18 protein-coding genes and 1 rRNA gene are annotated in these 20,137 nt (G+C 56.6%); 10 read left to right on the top strand and 9 right to left on the bottom strand.

Annotated features, from left to right (window positions below):
- A 16S ribosomal RNA gene (locus EKD05_RS16820) occupies window positions 1-75 on the bottom strand; the annotation flags it as partial.
- Between the two features lie 392 nt (window positions 76-467).
- Here EKD05_RS16820 and EKD05_RS16815 point away from each other — a divergent pair.
- From EKD05_RS16815 to EKD05_RS16795, 6 genes are all read left to right on the top strand, one after another.
- Complete coding sequence (locus EKD05_RS16815; protein ID WP_129674818.1) at window positions 468-1,436, top strand: ROK family protein; 969 nt, start codon at window positions 468-470, stop codon at window positions 1,434-1,436.
- 124 nt (window positions 1,437-1,560) lie between these two features.
- Window positions 1,561-1,710: a hypothetical protein gene (locus EKD05_RS25825; RefSeq protein WP_097652883.1), complete on the top strand. Its 150-nt coding sequence runs from the start codon at window positions 1,561-1,563 to the stop codon at window positions 1,708-1,710.
- The gene (locus EKD05_RS16810) at window positions 1,707-3,824 is read left to right on the top strand and encodes a hypothetical protein (protein WP_129674816.1); all 2,118 of its coding nucleotides are present in this window, start codon (window positions 1,707-1,709) and stop codon (window positions 3,822-3,824) included. The genes EKD05_RS25825 and EKD05_RS16810 overlap by 4 nt, the downstream gene beginning before the upstream one ends.
- Window positions 3,805-4,737: a HEAT repeat domain-containing protein gene (locus EKD05_RS16805; RefSeq protein WP_240695825.1), complete on the top strand. Its 933-nt coding sequence runs from the start codon at window positions 3,805-3,807 to the stop codon at window positions 4,735-4,737. The genes EKD05_RS16810 and EKD05_RS16805 overlap by 20 nt, the downstream gene beginning before the upstream one ends.
- A gap of 33 nt (window positions 4,738-4,770) precedes the next feature.
- Window positions 4,771-5,580: a PIG-L deacetylase family protein gene (locus EKD05_RS16800; RefSeq protein ID WP_129674814.1), complete on the top strand. Its 810-nt coding sequence runs from the start codon at window positions 4,771-4,773 to the stop codon at window positions 5,578-5,580.
- A complete protein-coding gene (locus EKD05_RS16795) occupies window positions 5,577-6,668 on the top strand; it encodes a peptidoglycan bridge formation glycyltransferase FemA/FemB family protein (protein WP_240695824.1) in 1,092 nt (363 codons plus the stop codon). Before EKD05_RS16800 ends, EKD05_RS16795 begins: the two co-directional genes overlap by 4 nt.
- A 12-nt stretch (window positions 6,669-6,680) precedes the next feature.
- On the opposite strand, the gene EKD05_RS16790 is transcribed toward EKD05_RS16795, so the two are convergent.
- A complete protein-coding gene (locus tag EKD05_RS16790) occupies window positions 6,681-7,502 on the bottom strand; it encodes a hypothetical protein (RefSeq protein WP_129674812.1) in 822 nt (273 codons plus the stop codon).
- A 138-nt stretch (window positions 7,503-7,640) separates the two neighbouring features.
- Between EKD05_RS16790 and EKD05_RS16785 the strand changes: the two genes are divergently transcribed.
- On the top strand, window positions 7,641-9,140 hold the full coding sequence (locus EKD05_RS16785) for a deoxyribodipyrimidine photo-lyase (protein WP_129674810.1): 1,500 nt from the start codon (window positions 7,641-7,643) through the stop codon (window positions 9,138-9,140).
- Here the strand turns inward: EKD05_RS16785 and EKD05_RS16780 are convergent.
- Genes EKD05_RS16780 through EKD05_RS16765 form a run of 4 tightly spaced genes read right to left on the bottom strand, consistent with a single transcriptional unit; the run spans window position 9,125 to window position 14,242 of the window.
- A complete protein-coding gene (locus EKD05_RS16780) occupies window positions 9,125-10,822 on the bottom strand; it encodes an alpha-glucosidase (protein WP_129674808.1) in 1,698 nt (565 codons plus the stop codon). The genes EKD05_RS16785 and EKD05_RS16780 overlap by 16 nt on opposite strands.
- Window positions 10,819-11,835: a UDP-glucose--hexose-1-phosphate uridylyltransferase gene (locus EKD05_RS16775; RefSeq protein ID WP_129674806.1), complete on the bottom strand. Its 1,017-nt coding sequence runs from the start codon at window positions 11,833-11,835 to the stop codon at window positions 10,819-10,821. The genes EKD05_RS16780 and EKD05_RS16775 overlap by 4 nt, the downstream gene beginning before the upstream one ends.
- A 16-nt stretch (window positions 11,836-11,851) precedes the next feature.
- Window positions 11,852-13,972 (bottom strand): hypothetical protein, encoded by a 2,121-nt coding sequence (locus EKD05_RS16770; RefSeq protein WP_129674804.1) that lies wholly within the window; start codon window positions 13,970-13,972, stop codon window positions 11,852-11,854.
- Window positions 13,973-13,975: 3 nt separating this feature from the next.
- Complete coding sequence (locus EKD05_RS16765; protein ID WP_129674802.1) at window positions 13,976-14,242, bottom strand: acyl-CoA-binding protein; 267 nt, start codon at window positions 14,240-14,242, stop codon at window positions 13,976-13,978.
- 279 nt (window positions 14,243-14,521) lie between these two features.
- Between EKD05_RS16765 and EKD05_RS16760 the strand changes: the two genes are divergently transcribed.
- A complete protein-coding gene (locus EKD05_RS16760) occupies window positions 14,522-15,880 on the top strand; it encodes a hypothetical protein (RefSeq protein ID WP_129674800.1) in 1,359 nt (452 codons plus the stop codon).
- A 542-nt stretch (window positions 15,881-16,422) separates the two neighbouring features.
- Entirely contained in the window at window positions 16,423-16,854 is a 432-nt protein-coding gene (locus tag EKD05_RS16755; protein ID WP_129674798.1) for a hypothetical protein, read from the top strand.
- A 97-nt stretch (window positions 16,855-16,951) separates the two neighbouring features.
- On the opposite strand, the gene EKD05_RS16750 is transcribed toward EKD05_RS16755, so the two are convergent.
- From EKD05_RS16750 to EKD05_RS16740, 3 genes are all read right to left on the bottom strand, one after another.
- A complete protein-coding gene (locus EKD05_RS16750) occupies window positions 16,952-17,449 on the bottom strand; it encodes a plastocyanin/azurin family copper-binding protein (RefSeq protein WP_129674796.1) in 498 nt (165 codons plus the stop codon).
- Between the two features lie 20 nt (window positions 17,450-17,469).
- The gene (gene efp / locus EKD05_RS16745) at window positions 17,470-18,039 is read right to left on the bottom strand and encodes an elongation factor P (RefSeq protein ID WP_129674794.1); all 570 of its coding nucleotides are present in this window, start codon (window positions 18,037-18,039) and stop codon (window positions 17,470-17,472) included.
- Between the two features lie 89 nt (window positions 18,040-18,128).
- On the bottom strand, window positions 18,129-18,845 hold the full coding sequence (locus tag EKD05_RS16740) for a cysteine hydrolase family protein (protein ID WP_129674792.1): 717 nt from the start codon (window positions 18,843-18,845) through the stop codon (window positions 18,129-18,131).
- A gap of 116 nt (window positions 18,846-18,961) precedes the next feature.
- Here EKD05_RS16740 and EKD05_RS16735 point away from each other — a divergent pair, with 116 nt between their 5' ends.
- Window positions 18,962-20,125, top strand: a complete 1,164-nt coding sequence (locus EKD05_RS16735; protein WP_129674790.1) for an aspartate aminotransferase family protein — start codon at window positions 18,962-18,964, stop codon at window positions 20,123-20,125.
- Window positions 20,126-20,137: the final 12 nt, after the last annotated feature.

Below are 20,137 nucleotides of genomic sequence, written 5' to 3'. Positions count from 1 at the left end.
CACCCTGCGTCCGACTTGCATGCATTAGGCACGCCGCCAGCGTTCGTCCTGAGCCAGGATCAAACTCTGCGTTGAATGGTGAAGCACTGACCTTCCGGTCAGGCCCACTCCATTAAATATAACGTGGACTCGCTGTATTTGCTACTGTGATCTGGTTGTGAAGGTGCCTACTGAAAACAAACTGGGAAAACAAAACCAGGAAGCTTCAGAATAATCTGAGTTCCTGGCGACGTCTCTGATCCATACATCAGCGCGGTTCGCTCGGTTGTTGTCTCCACTTGTCTTGGTCTGCATTGCCTTTCGGCGAGCGAGGCCTTGTTCGTTTCAGCTATGACAGTATATCACTGTAGCAAGAAGTTGTCAAGTATATATTTTAGAGCTTTGTGAACGGGAATGACGTACGATATTAATAGATGTGCTACAATGCAGATGCGTTCAGCTTGGGAGTGCAAGAAAGGAGTCGCTGCATGGCTACGTTAGAGACGTTGATCCGAGACCGTCTGGCCCATAACCATTGGGGTATCCTTGGCAATCAGGGATATGTGCTCGGGGTCGATCTCGGTAGCTATGGGCTCCGGGTGGCCCTGGCCAACCTGCAACACCATACCTTCCATACGATGTCCAGCGAAGAGGTCAATGAGTCACCTGATGAGGTCGTTCAACGGGTCATTGCAATGGCACATGCGTTGATGGACGCCCATGAGGTCACCCCTGATCATCTTGTTCGAGTTGGAGTAGGTTTTGGTGGCCCGGTGGATTTGCGTTTTGGTACAGTTCGACTGGCCCCACGGCAACCCGGCTGGGAAAATTACCCCCTGCAGGAACGCTTTGAACAGGCCTTTGACGCTGTGACCGTGATTGATAATGACGCGAATGTGATTGCCCTTGGTGAAGCAACCTTCGGGGTTGGGGCCGGATGTCAACACCTTGTCTATCTTCATTTAAGTAGTGGCGTCGGGGGTGGGTTGGTGCTGAATGGTCGCCTGTACCACGGGGCAACGTCGACGGCAGGCGAAATTGGCCACGCGGTGGTTGGGCAAGGGTGGGACGGTACCGGTCGCCCCGAAACACTCGAAGAATTGGTGTCGATTACTGGCCTTTTACAACGCGCTAGACGCTATGGCCTCGAGACTGATAACCTTGACCAGATCTTTGGAGAGAGTAGTATCGGTCATCGCGTGGTTCAAGAGACGGTCGATCTGATCGCTGTGCGCTGTGCACAAACGGTGGCACTGGTTGATCCTGAGATGATCGTCCTTGGGGGTATCGTCGTTCGCATTGGTGGCGAGGATTTTGTGCAAGCTATTGCAGAGAAGGTGAACACCTTCATCGCGCCACAATTTGCCCGCCCCTTGCCTGTCATGGCCTCAGTACTGGGGCCTGAAAGTGTCACCGTCGGTGCCATTGCCAATGCCCTTGATAGTCTCTCTGATTAAAGTTGCAGGGCCATGATGCGCATGGTATAATTGCGTATTGATGACTGTTACGCCAAAAACACCGGAATCATGATCACACTAGGCCCTGCTCGATCTGATGAGCAGGGCTTAACATGGAGCAGGCATGGATGCAAAAATGATTACCTTTGGCGATACCGCGATGGAAAAGCTTCTGCAGTGGTTGCGCTCGGTAGGTGAACCAAAAGATATAGATGATCTTTTGCGGCAGTATCTCGAAATCCTGAGCAGCTTGGTGATGGAGGAGAACGAATGACCGGCGCACCACCAATGGGCACCGTTGAGCAGCACGATCTGGCTGATGAGATCTATCAACTGTTGATCGCCCAGGGGACGTTGTTTGCCCTGCATGCACCGATCCGGCAGACACTGACCAATCTCACCGAGTTCCTTGCGCTACGCCATCAGTATGACCGCGAAACTCTGGCAGCAGGCATTGAAACGGCACTTGAGGCCGATCCACGCTTTACCCGTGAAGAAGTTGCCGGTGAGGTGCGTTTTGTGACCTCACGCCACGGGGCGTATATGCCTCGCCAGGAAGTTGATACCCATTCCTTTCGACAGCGCCTGCACGAGCCTGAACATCCGCTGCCAGTTGATGACATTAGTGTCGTTGTTTCAACGTCACGCCCAGCTATCACTTCGGTGGAGCCCGTCTATATTTCTGATTACTGGCAGGTTCAGGTTGGCATCACGCCGGTCGAAGATGGGGGCGATGAAGACGAAGCAGAGACCGGGCAGTTTGTGGCTCCTATTCATGAGCCAGTTGCCTCGACAGAGGGCGTGAAGTCTCCGGTCGTTGCCTTCGATGAGGTGCTGTCACCAGCCGATGTTGTCACGCTCGCTGAAACGGAATCAGCCATCACCGCCCAGACCACAGGGGAACAAGAGGCAGCTGAAAGTGAGGTGCTGCAGCCTGACATGCCTCAGACGCTTGTTGAACCAGTTGAGGGAGAGACGATCACGCACGCGCCGGTCGCGCCGGTCGCACCGGTCACACCAGTCCCGTCAGTTCAAATGCCGCCAGCAGGACGACAAACTGTCGAGCGAGCAACGATCTTTACGCTGCCTGATGGAACGATGATCGATCTGCGTCAACCGAGTGAGGCCTTGTTGGCTGAGCATGGGAGCGCACTAGCGCAGCTGTTGGCTGATAAGATCGAGCAGGATCCCCTCCGCCGGATCGTCAGTTTTGGACGCTACTATTTCCCTGAAGCCAATGTCGTTAATCTGGGGAAGAACGACCTGCGCAAGATCCGTGAGTATATGCTTGAGCGGAATGAGCCTTTGCTTGATGCCGAGCTGATCAACGACGTGTTTTATCATAATGCACGTCAGGCTGATTACGAAGGCCTGCGCTTTTCGATCAATTACCGGTTGCATCGCGAAAAAGACTTCGAATTTGTTGGCGTCGAGGGTGCCAACCTCTGGTCAACCCGAGGCTTGCCCGTAATTGGCGGCAAACGTATCAAGGCTGCTGAGATGGGACAAATTACCTCATACCTCGTCGAGGGCTTTGACGATAGTCGCGACAGCATTGATGGAGGGACGGCAACTGAAGTGACCAGTGTCACACATCAGTTGACCTTCTTTGAGTGGGAGTATGGAATTATTCCGCTTGATGCAGCCCTGGCAACATTGTTACCTGGCCCAGTCTTGACTGATCAACGCAGTGCCGTGCTCCGTTTTGACTCACCTCAGCGCTATAGCCAGGTTCTGGTTGAGGTGCGTTATCCCACAGGCAACCGCGGTGGCTGGCTCCAGGGTTTCGAAGAGTTCTTCCACGAACATCTCGTGCCCAGTGCGCTGGTAACTTTGACGCGCACCGATGAACCCGGGATCTTTACGCTGACCTATGAAGAAGGCAATGAGAGTGATGAGCGAATTCTGACCTTCGATGAGAAGAAGAATAAGCTCGGCTTCAACAATGTGACGTTCTATTGCGCAATTGATGAGGATCTTTTGCCCAGCCAAAGTCGCCTCGGTCGCTTGAATCGCCTCAAGGCTTTCCCCATGGGTGAACGCCGTAAGGCCGAAATGATCCTGGAACATGTTGCCGAGGTGATTGGTGAACAGGTGGGAACCCGCGCTGAACCGCAGTATGCCATTACGCTTGACGATTTCTTTGTAGCTTACAATGTGCTCCGCCCCGCTTCAAAAAGGCTCCTTCGCTCGCTGCTCGAGCATAGCCCCGGGTTTGTCGCCGATGAGACAACCCCCGATCTCTTTACCTATGTTCCGATGACCGGGACGGATGTTGAAGCGAATGAGGACGAGGATGAGGAGCAGCGCGAACCAGAGGTCAGTCGCGCTGATGTGCCGCCAACCCGCCGCCGCTATGGTGGTCGGTATGATGAAGATGATGAGTAGTTCGTCAACTCTTGAACTTCAACTGATTCATCTGGGCGATCAAGATCGCCCCCTCGCATATGCAGAACTCAAGTCGCTGGCAGAGCTTGATGCCGGAGGGTTCAAGCTCTTCCAAGCGACTTGGCCGACGTTCCCTGCCGAACGCCGGATCGCAATTCTTCGTGCTCTGAACGAACTCGGCGAAGATAATCTTGACCTCGATTTTCGACCGATTATGCGTGAGTGTCTGCATGATAGCGAGGCTGATGTCCGCGCTGCAGCGATTGTTGGGCTGTGGGAAGATGAGCATGAAACAACGATGGATCAGTTCATTATGCTCATGACCCATGATGGCGCAGGGGTTGTACGGGCGACGGCAGCCGTCGCCCTGGCCCGTTTTGCCTATCAGGCTGAGGTTGGAGAACTTGAGCCAACTGCAGGTCAACGATTGTTGTCAGCGTTGCTCAACGTCACGATTGATCCAGAACAACCCCTAGAGGTTCGACGACGTGCCATTGAAGGCCTCGGGTATTTTGCCGCATCAAAAGAGGCTCAGGCCGAGATTGGACGCGCCTATGCCCACACCGAACTAGCAATGCGTGAGAGTGCGGTGCTCGCGATGGGTCGTTCGATGAGGCCGACGTGGCTACCCTATATCGAGCGTGAATTACAGAGTCCTTCGCCAGCCATGCGTTATGAGGCAGCACGCGCCGTCGGTGAGTGCGCTGAGGATGGGCGTCCACTGTTGCCAGCGCTCTTGCCCCTGATTGAAGATGAGGATACCGAGATTGCCCTGATGGCAATCTGGGCGCTTGGTCAGGTCGGTGGACCAGGAGCCAGACGTGTGCTTGAACGACTTGTACGTTCCCGAGATGCGACCCGTCGCGAGGCAGCAACGGATGCGCTCGAGGAGTTGAGTCTGGATGAATTGTAGCAAGCACTCGGTTGACCAGACAACGGAAGAGACATGCCCCTCCACTATACGAGCCTGAAGCAACTGACGCAAGCCTATCGCCATCTGGTGCTTTCACCACACCTTGATGATGCGGCGCTCTCGTGCGGGAGCATGCTCGCTGGCTTTGCTGCCCGCAAACAGCCAGCCCTGGTCGTCAATATTTGTAGTGGCAGCCCGCCCCCAACAACCCGCTGGAGCCGTTTTGCTGAGGCGCTGCATACACAGTGGGCGTTACCTGCAGCTGAGGCGATGCGGCTGCGTTTGCAGGAAGATAAGGCCGCACTCGAAATCCTCGGTGTAGATAGTTATCAACTTGATCTGCTTGATGCGATCTATCGGGTTCCTCACGCCTATGTTGATGATGCAACGCTCTTTGGCACAATTGCCCAAGACGATCCGCTTGCTGGTGAGGTACGCCCCCATATCGAGAAACTGATTGAACGCTTCCCTGATGCCACCATCTATGCCCCACTCGCCGTGGGCAATCATGTTGATCATCAGGCGGTCTATCGCGTGGCCGCCGAGTTGGGTCGTAACGGGGTGAGCGTTGCCTTCTATGAAGATGTGCCATATGTGGCAAAACCAGGTGCCTTTGAAGCACGTATGGCGGTTCTGGGTGGGATAGAAGCATTTACTCCGATCCTGATGCCAGTTGATGCGGTGACCCTAGCACGCAAGATTGATGCGATCAAGGCTTATCATAGCCAGATCGCAACAGTTTTTGGCGATCTCGCGGCAATGATAGCCACGGTGACGCATTATGCAGCCTCGCTTGCTGGTGAAGAGGGCAGTGGTGCTGAACGGCTCTGGGTACGACGATGATAACGCCCCCGCTGCGCAGGCCAGGCCCGCAGCAACGCCAGGCCATGGCGTTGCTTGAACCAGATCCTTGGGTGTGGGACGCTTTTGTCAAGCAGCATCCCCAGGGAAGCCTGCTGCAGCAACACAACTGGGGACACCTCAAGGCTTCGTTCGGCTGGCGCATGCAACGCCTTGCCGTTGTAGGCACGGATGGGGTATTGAAAGCCGGTGCGTTGGTGTTGTTCCGTTCGCGCTACGGTTTGAGCATTGGCTATACGCCACGCGGCCCGCTGTGGGCAGGGGATCCAACGATCGATCACCTGCTGCTCAGAGGTCTCGAACGGATAGCCCGACGGGCCCGTGCGATCTTTTTACGGCTCGAACCAAATCTCACCGAGCATGATCCTGCCGCAGCACAATGGCATACATGGTTCTTGCGCCAGGGCTTGCAACCAGTGCCAACGATTCAGCCACGCAGTTCGCTTCATGTCGCCCTGACCTGTAGCGAAGAGGCGCTCCGGGCTGCCTGTTCGAAGGGGCATCGGGCCGATATACGCCGGGCGCAGCGCAATGGGGTGGAAGTACGCATTGGTGGTGAAGCTGACCTGACCTCCTTTTTTGCACTCATGCAGGCCACGGGCACACGGGCACAATTCAGCGTGCATAGTGCTGATTACTATAGTACCGCCTGGCGACTCTTTCAACCTGATGCCTTGCTGCTCGTGGCCGAGGTTGACGGTGAGCCAGTTGCCGCACAGATGGTCTTTGCTGATACCAAGGCCGGGTATTATCTCTACAGCGGAGCCAACAGTGTTGGGATGAAGAGCGGGGCCAATCATCTACTCACCTGGCATGCTTTGAACTGGGCACGCGAGCGCGGCTGCGCTTGGTACGATCTCTGGGGTATTCCAGACTCGTTCGGACAGATGATCAATGCGCCTGACGAGACAAGCCGTGTGGCACTCGAAGAGGCCGCACAGGATGATCCATTGATTGGGGTCTACCGCTTCAAGAAAGGGTTTGGGGGGGGCATTGTGCGCTATCTTCCCGCCTATGATCGCGTCTTGCTCCCCCCGCTCTATCGTCTGGTGCGCCAACGGATCGACTGACACCACGATCTTCTATCCGCCAACGGTAGCAATGGCCGCCTCGTCGCCCTGGGGATTGCGCTCATCGCTCTGGAGCGCGTATTCGCGTGCCCAGAGTTGAATGCCTTCCCATTCGCGCAAGGCCGCCTCGTGAACCGTCTCGGGGCGCCATCGTTCGAGAATGTACGCCTGATCAACCGCAGGTGGGTGGTAACTCACCACTGGGATAACGGTAGCCGTATCGCCCTTGCCCCATTCGGTCTCTTCGCCCGGACCAAGGGGGAGCGCAATTTCATGGAACGTAACCGGTTCGGCATGGGTGGTGCGGTCAATCAGATGATCGGCGAGCTCGCACACCCGACCATGATCGAGCAACGCTTTCAATAACTCGTCGGTCATCCGCGAACGCACCGAAAACTGCACCAAACGGAGATAGCCGACCTTGACGAGCGGGCGGAGAAACCCTCGCACTGCGAGTTTGCTTCGTTCACCATTGGCCCACCGCAACCCGATGCCTGAAGATGCGGTCTCACGTGCGTTGCCCCCCGCAAGACTGCCCGCCACCGTTGTGGCAACTGGCCCACTGGTAATTGGATAAAGCTCGATACTCTCACCGAAATCCCAGTGCTTGATCACCTCGGCTCCGCCGGGACGCTGGTGCTTGATCTCGCACTGGCTAATGCCCGCGTCGCGCAGCGCTTCATCAAGGGCCGCGTCGCGCCCGGCTTCGATATGAAAACCAATATACGGGCTAAACCGACCGCTTCCGATGGTACGCCGGGCAACACTTTTGCCGTTGGCATACTGAAGGGTGGCCGCGTCGTGAATCGTCCGCACTTTGTTACGCCCGATCATGTGCTGGTTCCTCTCGTGATCATTGCAATACACTGAAAGCATTGAAAAGCATTGTTTGCTCCTTATTGTTTATTGTAGCACAAAAGTTCTCTTTGTCAAGAACTGGCGCAGACGCAAGACCTGTGTCACAATAGCTTTATGCATCCAATGATCCACTGGTTTCGGCGTGATTTGCGCCTTGCAGACAATACCGCCCTGACAGCAGCGGCACAGGCAAGTGGCGGGGCCGTGCTCGCAGTCTATATCTTCGATGAGGCGATCCTCCGTGGGCGCTTTGCTAGCCCAGGACGTACAGCCTGGTTGCTCGCCAATTTGCAGCAACTCGAGGCCGATCTGCGTACACGGGGGATCCCGCTTGTGGTAGCCCGGGGCAATCCAGTTGAGGTGCTGCCGACACTGGTGCGGGCAATCGGCGCTCGTGGAGTCTACTGGAACCGCGATTATACGCCCTATGCGGTACGGCGTGATGCTGCGCTGAAGACTATGCTGCGTGAGGCGGGGTATGAGGCCGAGAGTTTCAAGGACGCCGTCATCTTTGAGTTTCACGAAGTCTTGACGAAAGAAGGCCGTCCGTACACGGTCTATACGCCGTATGCGCGACGTTGGCGACAAATACTTGCCGAGCAATCAGTGCGCAGCCTTGCCACACCAGACCTAATTCCCTATGTGTGCCCACCAGAACTAGTGACCACGAGCGAGGTTTTGCCAGTTACAACTGGGGGATCAGCAATGCCCACCCTCGCTCAGTTTGGGATGGCATTGCCGTATCCGCTGCCGGATGCTGGCGAACACGCCGCCAATACATGCCTGGCACGTTTCGTCTCCCTGCACTGTGACGCGCCCATTGCCGCCTATGCTGAACAACGCAATCTGCCCGGGGTCGCTGGAACCTCGCGCCTCTCGCCGTACCTCCGGCTCGGCATTATTTCGCCACGTCAGTTACTGACGGCAGCACTGGCATTGCGCGATCATCCTGACGGTAGCCACGCGCTCACCGGAGTCGAGGCCTGGCTCGGAGAACTGATCTGGCGCGATTTTTATGTGCAGGTGCTCTACCATCATCCGTATGTTCTGCGCGGGGCTTTTCGTCAGGCCTACGATGCCCTGGCGTGGGAGAATGATCCAGCCCATTTCGAGGCATGGCAAACAGGGCATACCGGCTACCCGATTGTTGACGCGGCAATGCGCCAGTTGCGGCAGGAGGGTTGGATGCATAACCGGGCACGGATGATCGTCGCTTCGTTTTTAACCAAAGATTTGTTGATCGATTGGCGTTGGGGTGAACATCACTTTATGCATTGGCTCCTTGATGGCGATCCAGCAGCGAATAATGGAGGTTGGCAATGGGCGGCCGGAACCGGCACTGATGCACAGCCCTTTTTTCGGATCTTTAATCCAGTTAGCCAGGGACAAAAATTCGACCCCGAAGGAACCTATGTACGGCGCTATCTCCCCGAACTGCGCAATGTCCCCCATACCTTCATCCACGAGCCCCACCGGATGGCATCAACTGACCAGATCCGGGCCGATCTCCAGATTGGACGGGATTATCCGCATCCAATCGTTGAGCATAAAGCCCAGCGCGAACGGGCGCTCGCCCTGTACGCTACCGTACGCAAAGCTCAGTCTGAAGCGTGAGGCGCACCTGGATCAAGCTCAGCGATCAGGATTTCATAGGGAACAAGCGTCACACTGGGAAGAGGCAACTGCGGCTCACTGCGCGAACCAGTGGAAAAGAGCAGCCGTGCCTCAGGACGGTTGCAGGCGAGGGTGAGTTCCTGAACATGGGCGGAGAAGTTGAGCAAGACCAGACAGAGTTGGCCCGATGATGCGTCATGACGCAGAAAAGCGAGGTAGTGCTCGCTGTGCGAGTGCAAGACGCGGTAATCACCGGCAATGAGGGCGGGCGTTCTTCGGCGCAGCGCGAGTATTTGCCGATAAAAACTCAGCGTTGATTGAGGATCGCTTTTTTGATCTTCAACGGTAATACCCTGCAAGTAGTTGGGATGCACGGGTAACCAGGTCGCAGATGAAGCCTGACTGAAGCCGGCATGACGCGAGCGATCCCACTGTATTGGGGTACGGCAACGGTCACGGGTACGAGCCAGGACGTGCTGGAGGGCCTGGGCATGCCCGACGTCAGCCTGTTCGGTCAAGAGGCGGTACTGGTGCAGCGCGATCGTATCACGCACATCACTCAGGGCGCTCAAGTGCAGATCGGTCATGCCCAACTCTTCGCCATAGTAGAGAAACGGTGTGCCTCTGAGGGTCAACAGTAGCGCCAGATGGACGCGGGCCAACGCATCATTGTGCAAGCCATCGCCATAACGGTGCCACATCCGCGAGACATCGTGATTGCCAAGGGTATTGCACGGCCACGCCCCAACCGGAAGATCAGTGAGGCGCAGGGCTTGATTGTCACGGATATGGGCCGGGGTCAACGCCTGTGTCTGCATCAGCGGGAAGTTGAAGACGAGGTGCAACTCGTTGTCACCATCGCCGTGAAAAGCAACATTTTCATCCTCACCAACCAACACCCGCTCACCAGGATAGGTATCAACCAGCGTGCGCAATTCTTGCATCAGTTCATGGAGGCCAGGCTGCTGGATCTGGAACTGCAAGATCTGGCGGATTTCCTCGCCTGAAAGAAACCCGATGTCAATGATTGGTTTGTGGGTGAGAGGAAACTGGTGATTAGGGAGATCAGGATGTTCAAAAATGGTACCAATCGCATCAAGGCGAAACCCATCAACCCCCAGGTCAAGCCAGAAACGCACGACTTGCCACATCGCCGCTTTGACGTCTGGATGATGCCAATTAAGATCGGGTTGTTCTTTCAAAAACGCATGATAATAGTATTGACCAGTCGCTTCATCATAAGTCCAGGCCGAACCACCAAAGATCGAAACCCAGTTATTCGGTGGGCCATCGCGCCAGACATACCAGTCTCGTTGCGGATGCGTGCGGCTTGAACGCGAGGCTTGAAACCAAGGATGCTGATCAGAGGTATGGTTCAGAACCAGATCAATGATCACCCGTAGACCACGGTCATGCGCTGCCGTCAGGAAACGGCGAAAATCATCGAGCGAGCCATATTCGGGGGCCACGTCAGTATAGTCCGCAATATCATAGCCACAATCGCGAAAGGGCGAAGGATAGTGCGGCGAGAGCCAGATCGCATCAACTCCCAGTTCGACCAGGTGGTCAAGGCGCGCAAGCATGCCAGGAAAATCGCCAATGCCATCACCATTGCCATCGGCAAAACTCCGTGGATAGATTTGATAAAAGACCGCCTGTTGCCACCACTTGAGTGTCTTCATAGGGCACGCAGCCGTGCAGCCGCCTCCTCAGGAGTCAAATCACGTTGAGGTTCGCCAAGCATTTCGTAACCGACCATAAATTTACGGATCGTTGCCGAACGCAAGAGCGGCGGATAGAAGTGGGCGTGCAGATGCCATTCGGGGTATGGTTCGTCATCAGTCGGGCGCTGATGAAACCCCATCGAATAGGGAAACGTCACCTGGAAAAGGCGATCATAGCGCTGATTGAGGTGCTGCAACATCCATGCTAGGCCGTCACGCTCTTCTGCCGAGAGATCGGTCAGCGCCCCGCAGTGACGACGCGGCAAGACCAACGTCTCGAACGGCCACATCGCCCAGAAGGGCACAAGCGCAACAAAATAGTCGTTGGCGCAAACAATGCGTTCTTGCTGTTGCAGTTCCAGCGCCAGATAATCACAGAGCAGGCACGAGTTATGGGCCGTCAGATACGCCCGCTGTTGCGCCAGTTCTTTCAACGCCTCATTCGGCAGATGCTCGGTTCCCCAGAGTTGGCCGTGGGGATGGGGATTACTGGCCCCCATCATGGCCCCGCGATTTTCAAAGATCTGCACATGGCGCACCCAATCAATGGCGCTCAGTTCTTCATACTGCGCCACCCAGGCATCAACAATTGCCCGGATAGCCGTGAGATCCATCTCACCGACGGTCAGATCGTGGCGCGGTGAAAAGCAGATCACCCGACAGATGCCACGCTCGTGCTGCGCCGTCAACAACGGATCGACGAGTTCACTCAGATCTTCAGGGGGATCTGGGCGCAACGCACTGTAGTCATTTTGAAAGACAAAAGTTGTCGGATAGTGAGGATTCTGCTCGCCGTTCGCCCGTCGATTGCCAGGGCAAAGGTAGCAGTCGGGGTCATGGGAGCGTTGCGGAAGCGCGGCAACTGGTTCGATCTGGCCGAGCCAGGGGCGGGCCGTACGATGGGGCGAAACAACCACCCATTCGCCCGTAAGACGATTGAGGCGACGGTGCGATCCTTTGATCGAGGCCATGCTTGCTCCTTTTCCATTAGGGGCGGCTCGCCGGGCGCAGCGACGGGTTCAGCAAAACAATGCTCAAGGCACGCTGACTACGCGGGTCAGCCTCAACCGTTGTTGGTGCCGTTAAAAAGACGTGTTGTTCGCCAGGTGGTAAGAGGAGATGCAGGGTCACACGCTGTTCGCGCGGTTGGGCAGGAATAGTGTACGAGATTGCTGGCGTATCCGCAAGCCTCAGTTGCAGGTCACGAGGTTCAGCATAACTCGCCATCGTCAACTCAAGTTCAACCGGCTGCACCATGGGCAACGGATTGATCAGGCGCAGCATTGCTTCACCCTCCATCCAACGCCAAGCGCGTCCCGGCGTACGTTCCTGGGGATACCAGCCTTCACCATAGAGGCCAAAAGGCTGACGAGGGCCGTCGGGCAGGGTATAGATCGAGAGCAGATCATCATGGTACGTCGGGGCAAGATCAGGCAAATAGGTCGTCAAGAGCGCCCGCACCCCGGGGCGAAGATCGGGGCGGACAAGATCCCAGCGCACCACCACGCTCGTGAAGGCATAGGCCTGGAAGATCGCGAGCGCCTCACCGGGATCACCAAAGAGCCGGGCATCGTCGGGTTGCATATACCAGAACTGGCGAATCACCGGGATCTGCTCGACCAGGGGCACCAGCGGCATCCGGGCCAGATAGCCACCGAGAATGGGCCGTTCGTGGCTCATCTGCACCTGTTGGGGGACAACCCGTTTGAAGCTTGCCGGCGGCACATCCAGCACAGCCCCAGGCAGAGCATTCAGTTGGGCATAGGCCGGGTGGGTGACAGGCTCAAGTCGCGGCCAGAATGGCGGCGCATATTCCAGGATCATCAAACCAACCAGAAGCACCAGCAACGGCACATGCATCCGTAGGGCAACCCGACTCAAGAGCCAGCGCAGACCATAGGCTGCGAGGATCGCCATGAAGAGGGTAATCAGCGCAGTAAAGAGGAGCGGGCGGCGCCCGAGGGCGGCCCCGGGGAGCGGCTCGAGTAGCAAATAGGGCAAGGGCAGGTTGAGCCTCAAGGGGCCAACCTGAAGAACTGGGCCGAAAGTCAAGAGCAGAAAAAAACCAGTCAGAACCGTCCAGCGCCAGGTTTCACGCCAGGTCATCACCAAGCCAAGGAACGCCAGCGACAAGACAAGATAGCCCAGCGCCACATTCCAATCGCCGGTCAGGGGATGCCAGACCGAACCACGTTGCCAAGCGAGCTCACCCCAGAGCGGATGGAGGTAACTGGGCAGAAAAAAATCGACCAGATTCGCCGAACGATTGAGCACCTCATCGGGATTGGGGGTCAGGTATGCACCCTGGGGAGACGCAAGCACGGGCACCAACAAGGGTGTGAGCAAGACCAGGGCCGTTACACCAACGAGCAGCAAACCGATCAACCGCTGGAACCACTGCGCATACGTCGCACGCCACGGCCACCAGAGCAACACCGCGAAAAGGCTATAGAGACCCGCCGCAAGCGCATAGTAGAGACTAGTGTAGGTTGTCAGAGCCAGCAAGGCCCCAGCCAGCAAGGCCCGGAGGTATGAAGGTGCCTGAAGAAAACGGAGCAACGCCAGAACATAGAAGGCAAGCCACTGGAGGGTCAGCAACTCGAGTTGCCCATCCCAGAGGCGGGTCAGATGAAAGGGCGAAAACGCAAAGATCGCCCCGCCAATCAAGGCGAGGCGGACATCATCCACCAGATGAAAGATGAGCAGATACGCAGCGAGGCCCGAGAGGACAAAAGCCAGTACCACCGCCAGATTATAGCCTGCGATCGGCCCCCAGAGCAGTGTCACTGGGGCAACCAGCAACCCATTGCTGAGATTAAGCGGCTGCAGATGGAGGGCCACCCCCCCGGGATGGTAGAGCAGCGGCGTAAAAAAAGGATCGAGCCCATTGCGCAGAGCATGGGAGGCCCACCAGAGATGCCAAACATTTTGCCAGCCATCAACCTCGGCAATTACCCCACCAGGAATCGCCCACCCAAAGGCAGGCAAAAAGGGGCTTAGCATCACGAGTGCCAGCGCGAGATAGAGCAAACCGGCCAGCACCAGAGGCAACCGGCGCTTCGACGGTGGGGGGCGGCCTGACCGGTCACGAACGAACAGACTGGACATGAGCTACTTGACAACAGACTTCAGTTGGTCAACCAGCGCAATATAATCGTTCATCGCCTGCTCATTGGAGGTACCCTTCAATTTCACCCACGAATCATACTTCATGCGCCCCTGCATATCAAGAATTCCCGGGCGAGAACCGGTTACGTCACCAAGCGTCCCCTGCTTGTAGAGCGCATACAACTTCAGCAAGGCATCATTATCGGGGCGCTTTGGCAACTGCTGGACTTGCTGGGCTGCCTGCTCAAAGCGAGCCTTGAGATCACTCATCGTATCCTCCTTGATACACTCTCTACCGCACAACACGTAGAGTAGAACAGGACTGATCGTACCATTGGTAGTGCGTCTGTGCAAGTCAAAACGAAACGAGCAAGCCGTTCATCGCTATAATAGTGTGGGGCGTTGCCTCTAGCTAAGATCCGGGGGCCTGTGGCCCCCAAGAATCTCGCTTGTGCTGGAGCAAACGGCCAGCGAAGTTGGCCGTTTGCTCCAGCACAAGCATAGATTTTAATGAATATGTCAATGAAGTTGTGAGAAAGTTACACCGCTATGATAGCCCTGAGATCAATTTCAGGCGTGAGTCTGCTGATCGTCGTCCTGCTAATAAGCCTGTATGTCCAACCAGCGCACATTTATAGTGAGGCACCAGCACCATCGGGCCTCATTGACCGCGAACTGATTGGGATGGTCGTACGCGATCCCTGGTACGACTTTAACGCCAATCCGAATTTCCCCAACGAGGTCGATTATGTTGCCCAGGATCGCATGGGACAAGAACTGGCCGCTGCGGGAGTGCGCTGGGTACGCCTCGAATTCATCATTGACGAGCAGGTAGGGAGTGTTGAAGAGAACCTGGCCCGATACGACTATTTCCTTACCCAGGTAGCTCCACGCTACAATCTCAAGGTACTAGGCTTGCTCGGGTTTGCCCTGGTGATCAATGTCGATCCGCGCCACCCCGAATATGGCCTGGTAGTCGCAGGCGGCATTGATCCCAATTATGGCGGCGGCGTCAATGGCTACATGCGAACCTGGCTTGATCGGGCGCTCACGATTGCGACGCGTTACGAAGGGCAACTTCATGCCTATCAGATCCTCAACGAACAAAATCGTCTGCCTGTCTCACCAGAACAATTTGGAGGTGGCGAGGGGCTTGATCCGGTACTGATAGGGCGGCTGCACACCAAATTCTACCGTTGTTTCAAACGCAACGAATGCGCTTTCACCTCACTTGATCCGGCCTGGCGTGAAGGCCTTGACATCGTTTCCGGCGGCTTGCATCCTCGTGGCAGCGAACGGCTCTTGCCCAGCAATCGCATCCAGATCGACGGCAAGCCAATCAGTGACATCGCCTATCTGCTCGAACTCTTTGCCACCGAACCGTTTCGCGACTATTTTCTTGCCAATGGGCGGTACCCGCTTGATGGGCTAGGGTACCACCCCTATCCAGTCGAGATCGTCGCCACCCTGGCCACGATTGAAGGTGATGTAGCACGCATGAACCAGCGGCTCAACGATGTGCGCACAGCCCTCACCAATGGCGCAAGCCCGGCAGGTGCCAGCGTGCCCTTCTGGATCACCGAGGTGGGCTACAATGTCGCCTACAGTCGCCAGACCATCGCAGGCCAGAGTCTCTTCCTCCAAACAGTCTTTCTGCAACTGGCTCAGCGCAATGATCTAGCCCACATCTTCTGGTTCAAATACGAAGATTTCCCGCCAGCCGAGGGACCCAATGCCCAGCAATGGGGTATCGTCCATGTCCCATTCACCGAGGATAGTGGTTGCACCGGAGGGGCATGTTACGTCCCTGGGGGGGAACCGGCCTACCGACGGCCATCCTTCTGGGCCTTGCGCGAATTAGCGGGACTGCCCGTATATCGCACCTATCTGCCATTGCTACGGCAGTAAAGGCCGAGGGCCTGCGGCCTAGGGCTGCTGCACCGTCCACCTGACCGGAGCACCGTCGGGCTGAAGCCCTCGGCGACGGGTCGCGAAGCCCGCCTGCGCGGCCTTATCCAGCCCGCACAGGCGGGCTTGGCACGCAAGAGCCGAGCCGTTGACGGCGACGGTGCCCCCCGAGAGCTGACGTTGCATCAACCCTGCCTGCGGCCCGCAAGATCTGCAGCCCCCAATAGGGCGATTGCATCTTGCGTTGGTGCGTGCCGCCAGACCGGCAAAACGGGCCAATATGCCCATACCGTCGCCGTCAACGCCTCGGCTACCGTGTGCGAAGGTGGCCTTCGCCGGCTCGCTCAGGCCACGAAGGTGGCCTTCGCTCCTCAGGAGCCGAGCCGTTGACGGCGACGGAAGAAGATGCAATCGCCCTACACCCCCCAGGAGATTGCCCTGGCATGCGAACAGGTGACGAGGTATAATCACCATGATCACCAATGGGAAACCACATGTGCCTCAGCGTCACGCTGGTGTATGCCTGGAAAGTAATGTAATGTATGGACACCACCATTGCCGATCAGCTTGCTCAGCGGCTCAGCCAGGAACATGCCCTCATCTGTCAGCGTGTTGCGACACGTATGCTCGACAGGTTTCCAGAACTCCAACGGTCGCTGCGTCTCGAAGAGAACTACTCGCCGATCGAGCGTCTCGCGGAGGTAGCCGTTGAACGGTTAAATGAGCTGGTACGTTCCGTCTTGCTCTTTGATCTTCCTTCGCTGGCCGATAATGAACTCGCGTGGGCCTCGGGGGTTTTGCCGCGTCGTGGCGTCACCTTTGAACATCAAGACGCAATGGTACGCTGGTTCTTCGAGGAAGTGCGCCAGCTCTCGCTTAACGAAGCCGAACAGGCGATCATCATCACAACCGAGCAACATTTTTTGCGTGCGCTCTATCACGCCTACGGCAAGGAGCTACAGGAGCAAAGCTGAAGCCCTATCGCTCAGAAACTGATCGGCGCTACGCACCAGAGGCCAGCAATGCTGGCCTCTGGTGCGTCAAGACAAAGCGGATTAACGTGCCTCCAGCCTACTCAACAATCAGAGTCCCCTGCATGATTGGATAATGTCCAGGAACCGTACAGATATAGAGGTATGTCCCAGGCGCAGGGGCCGTGAAGGTGACCGAGCCAGCCTCACGCCCATTGAGCACGCCCGTATGCGCAATGATCTTTGACCGATCAGCGGGTAAATACTCGCCCTGCAAGCCAGCCAGCATCCCAGCCTCGGCAATCGGACGCGAGACATCTGCACCGCCATCAACAAGCACCCAGTTGTGCTGCTGGGCAAGCGAAGTATTCTGGAAATTGAGCGTCACTTCTTGACCTGCTGCGACGGTAAGCGTAGTTTTATCAAAGGCAAGACTTTCGCCATCAGACGCAAGATCAATCGTCACACCATTACCTACCGTACCCGTACGCCCACCGCTACCGCCCCCAGTGGCACTTTCACGCCCACCGCAGGCCGCCAACAAAAGCGCCAACCCCAGCACCAAGACAACGCTCAGGGAGCGCACCATGCTCTTCATTGTGAACCTTTTTCTAGATCCTAGACACGCTCAATATATTCACCACTCCGGGTATCAATCTTCAAGCGATCGCCCTCATTAACAAACCCAGGCACCTGGATCACCGCCCCCGTCTCGAGGGTAGCCGCCTTGGTCACATTGGTTGCCGTATCACCGCGTACCGCAATCGTCGTCTCGACGACTTCCAGAGCGACAAAGATCGGCAGTTCAACGCCCAGCAAGACCTCACGGTCGGCATCATAGACGAGATCAGCATTCTCATTCTCTTTGAGGAAACGAGCCGCGTTACCCATCATAGCTTCCGTCACAGGGATCTGATCGAAGGTACTGTTATCCATAAAAATCAAACTCTCGCCCTCGCGATAGAGATACTGCATGGGCCGACGTTCAATCCGCACAATATCAATATCAGCCCCGGCGCGCAAGCGATCTTCCATCACCTTACCATTATTAAGATTCTTCAGCTTGACACGCACAAACGCACGCCAGTTGCCTGGCGCGACATGCTGAAATTCCACCACCTGAAAGAGGTCATTGTTGTAACGAATGACCATACCATTGCGCAAATCAGTTGTTGTTCCAGCCGCCATCAGAAACTACTCCTTTTAAGGATATGAAGCTCTTGTTCAATGGTACCACTATAGCCGGGGTCTGCGTTCTCGGCAAGTTTTCGGTAAGGCTAGCAGAACGCGCCCACGACTTCGACGCCATTTTGCGCCAGATGGTGCAAAAAGAGCACATGGTGCAGGTCACCGTCATGTGCCATAATGCCGAGTTGGTGCGCTACTTCTACCGGCGTATCAAAGGTATCGACTGTAGTGGCAGCCACCAGGACGCGACGCTGACGATTCAAGGCATTCGCTTCTAAGCGCAGATGCATTGCGGCACTGTAGATGCAGAGATCGGTGCAATCGCCAACCACAATGAAGGTTTCCAACTCAGGGCGCTGCTCGAGCCATGCTTGAAATGTCGTGCCCAGGTGCGAACTGAGCGAATTTTTGGTAATGACCGTCATTTCGTCGGCAAAAGGAAGCGCAGCGAGTTCGACAATCGTCTGGCTCTCTTCGGTACCGACAAGGCAATGCGGCGGGTACGCCGCAAACTCGGGAGCCTGCGGATCGTGGGTATCCTGGGTCAAGACAAGATTACGGACACCAAGCGCATAGGCGCGCTGCATCAACGCCGCCACTGGTTCGCTCAAGGCGGCGACCCGCGGCCCACTCAACGGGCCTGCTTTGCAAAAGCCGTTGATCATATCAACCGAGAGAAGCATCACGCGCTCGGGCTGCGTCCCGATCACCTCGACCAACGCAACGCTTGGCAAGGTCGCATACCACTGCTCGAGATAGTGTAGAAACGGAGCCGACCGTTCCGTCAAATGGGTCAATGTTGGCATTGTATCTTCTCCTTGAGGCTGGACAAACCTCATATAACTGAATTAGTGTAAATACGACACTAATATACCAGGAGAGGCGGGCTTTGTCAAGTGAATATGGTATACTGGAAAGCACTATGATCAGCAATGCAACGATAATCGCAACCGAACAGCAGCATACATCGGGCCTCTATCCCAAGCGTGGCGTAGCACTGGTACGTGGCGAAGGGGCGCGGGTGTATGATGCAGAGGGCCGGGTCTACATTGATTGTGTTGGCGGACAAGGGGCGGCCAATTTGGGCCATTGCCATCCGGCGGTAGTCGCTGCGATCCAGGCTCAGGCAGCAACCCTGATGAGTTGCCCCGAGATCTTTTACAACGATCGGCGTGCCGCCTACTTGCAGGCACTCGCGGGGGTGCTGCCCTTTCCCGGACGGATCTTCCTCTGCAATTCAGGGGCCGAAGCGATCGAGGCGGGCCTCAAGTTTGCGCGCCTGCTGAGCGGTCGTCAGGAGGTGGTCGCGACGATGCGTGGGTTCCATGGGCGTACGATGGGTGCGCTCAGTGCAACCTGGGAACCAAAGTATCGCGAGCCCTTTGCGCCGCTCGTGCCTGGCTTTGCCCATGTGCCCTATGGCGATGCCGAAGCCCTGGCCAACCGCGTCAATGCTTCGACCGCAGCGGTGTTGCTTGAGCCCGTCCAGGGAGAAGGGGGGGTTCGCCTCGCCCCGGCAGGCTATCTTGAGGCAGCGCGTGCGATCTGTGATCGGCATGGGGCCTTGCTCCTGATTGATGAGGTGCAGACAGGCTTTGGCCGAACTGGGCGGCTCTTTGCGCTTGAACACAGTGGGGTTGTGCCCGACATCCTCCTGCTCGCCAAAAGCATTGCGGCAGGCTTACCGATGGGGGCCGTCGCCATCCACAAACGCCACGGGAGTCTGCCGGGCGGGGCGCATGGCACAACCTTTGGCGGCAACCCCCTGCTCTGTGCTGCGGCCCACGCAGCCCTGCAGGCCTACCACGACGAAGACCTGCCGCGCCAGGCGGCTGAGAAAGGCACCTGGTTGCTTGCGCGGCTGACGGCTTTGCACTTGCCGCCTGTCCGTGAAATCCGCGGTCTCGGCTTGTTGGTTGGGCTTGAATTGAAAACCCGGGTGCAACCCTACCTCCAGGCACTGCTTGATCAGGGTGTGCTCGCTTTGCCTGCAGGCCCCAATGTGCTGCGCCTGTTACCCCCGCTAGTCATTGGTTACGACGACCTCGAACAGGTCATCGCAGCACTACAGACGGTGCTAGCATAGAAAACGGATCGC

Source organism: Candidatus Chloroploca sp. Khr17 (genome assembly GCF_004138165.1).
Taxonomy (GTDB): Bacteria; Chloroflexota; Chloroflexia; order Chloroflexales; family Chloroflexaceae; genus Chloroploca.
Note: the sequence above shows the minus strand (reverse complement) of the source record. Positions and strands in the feature narration are given on the sequence as shown.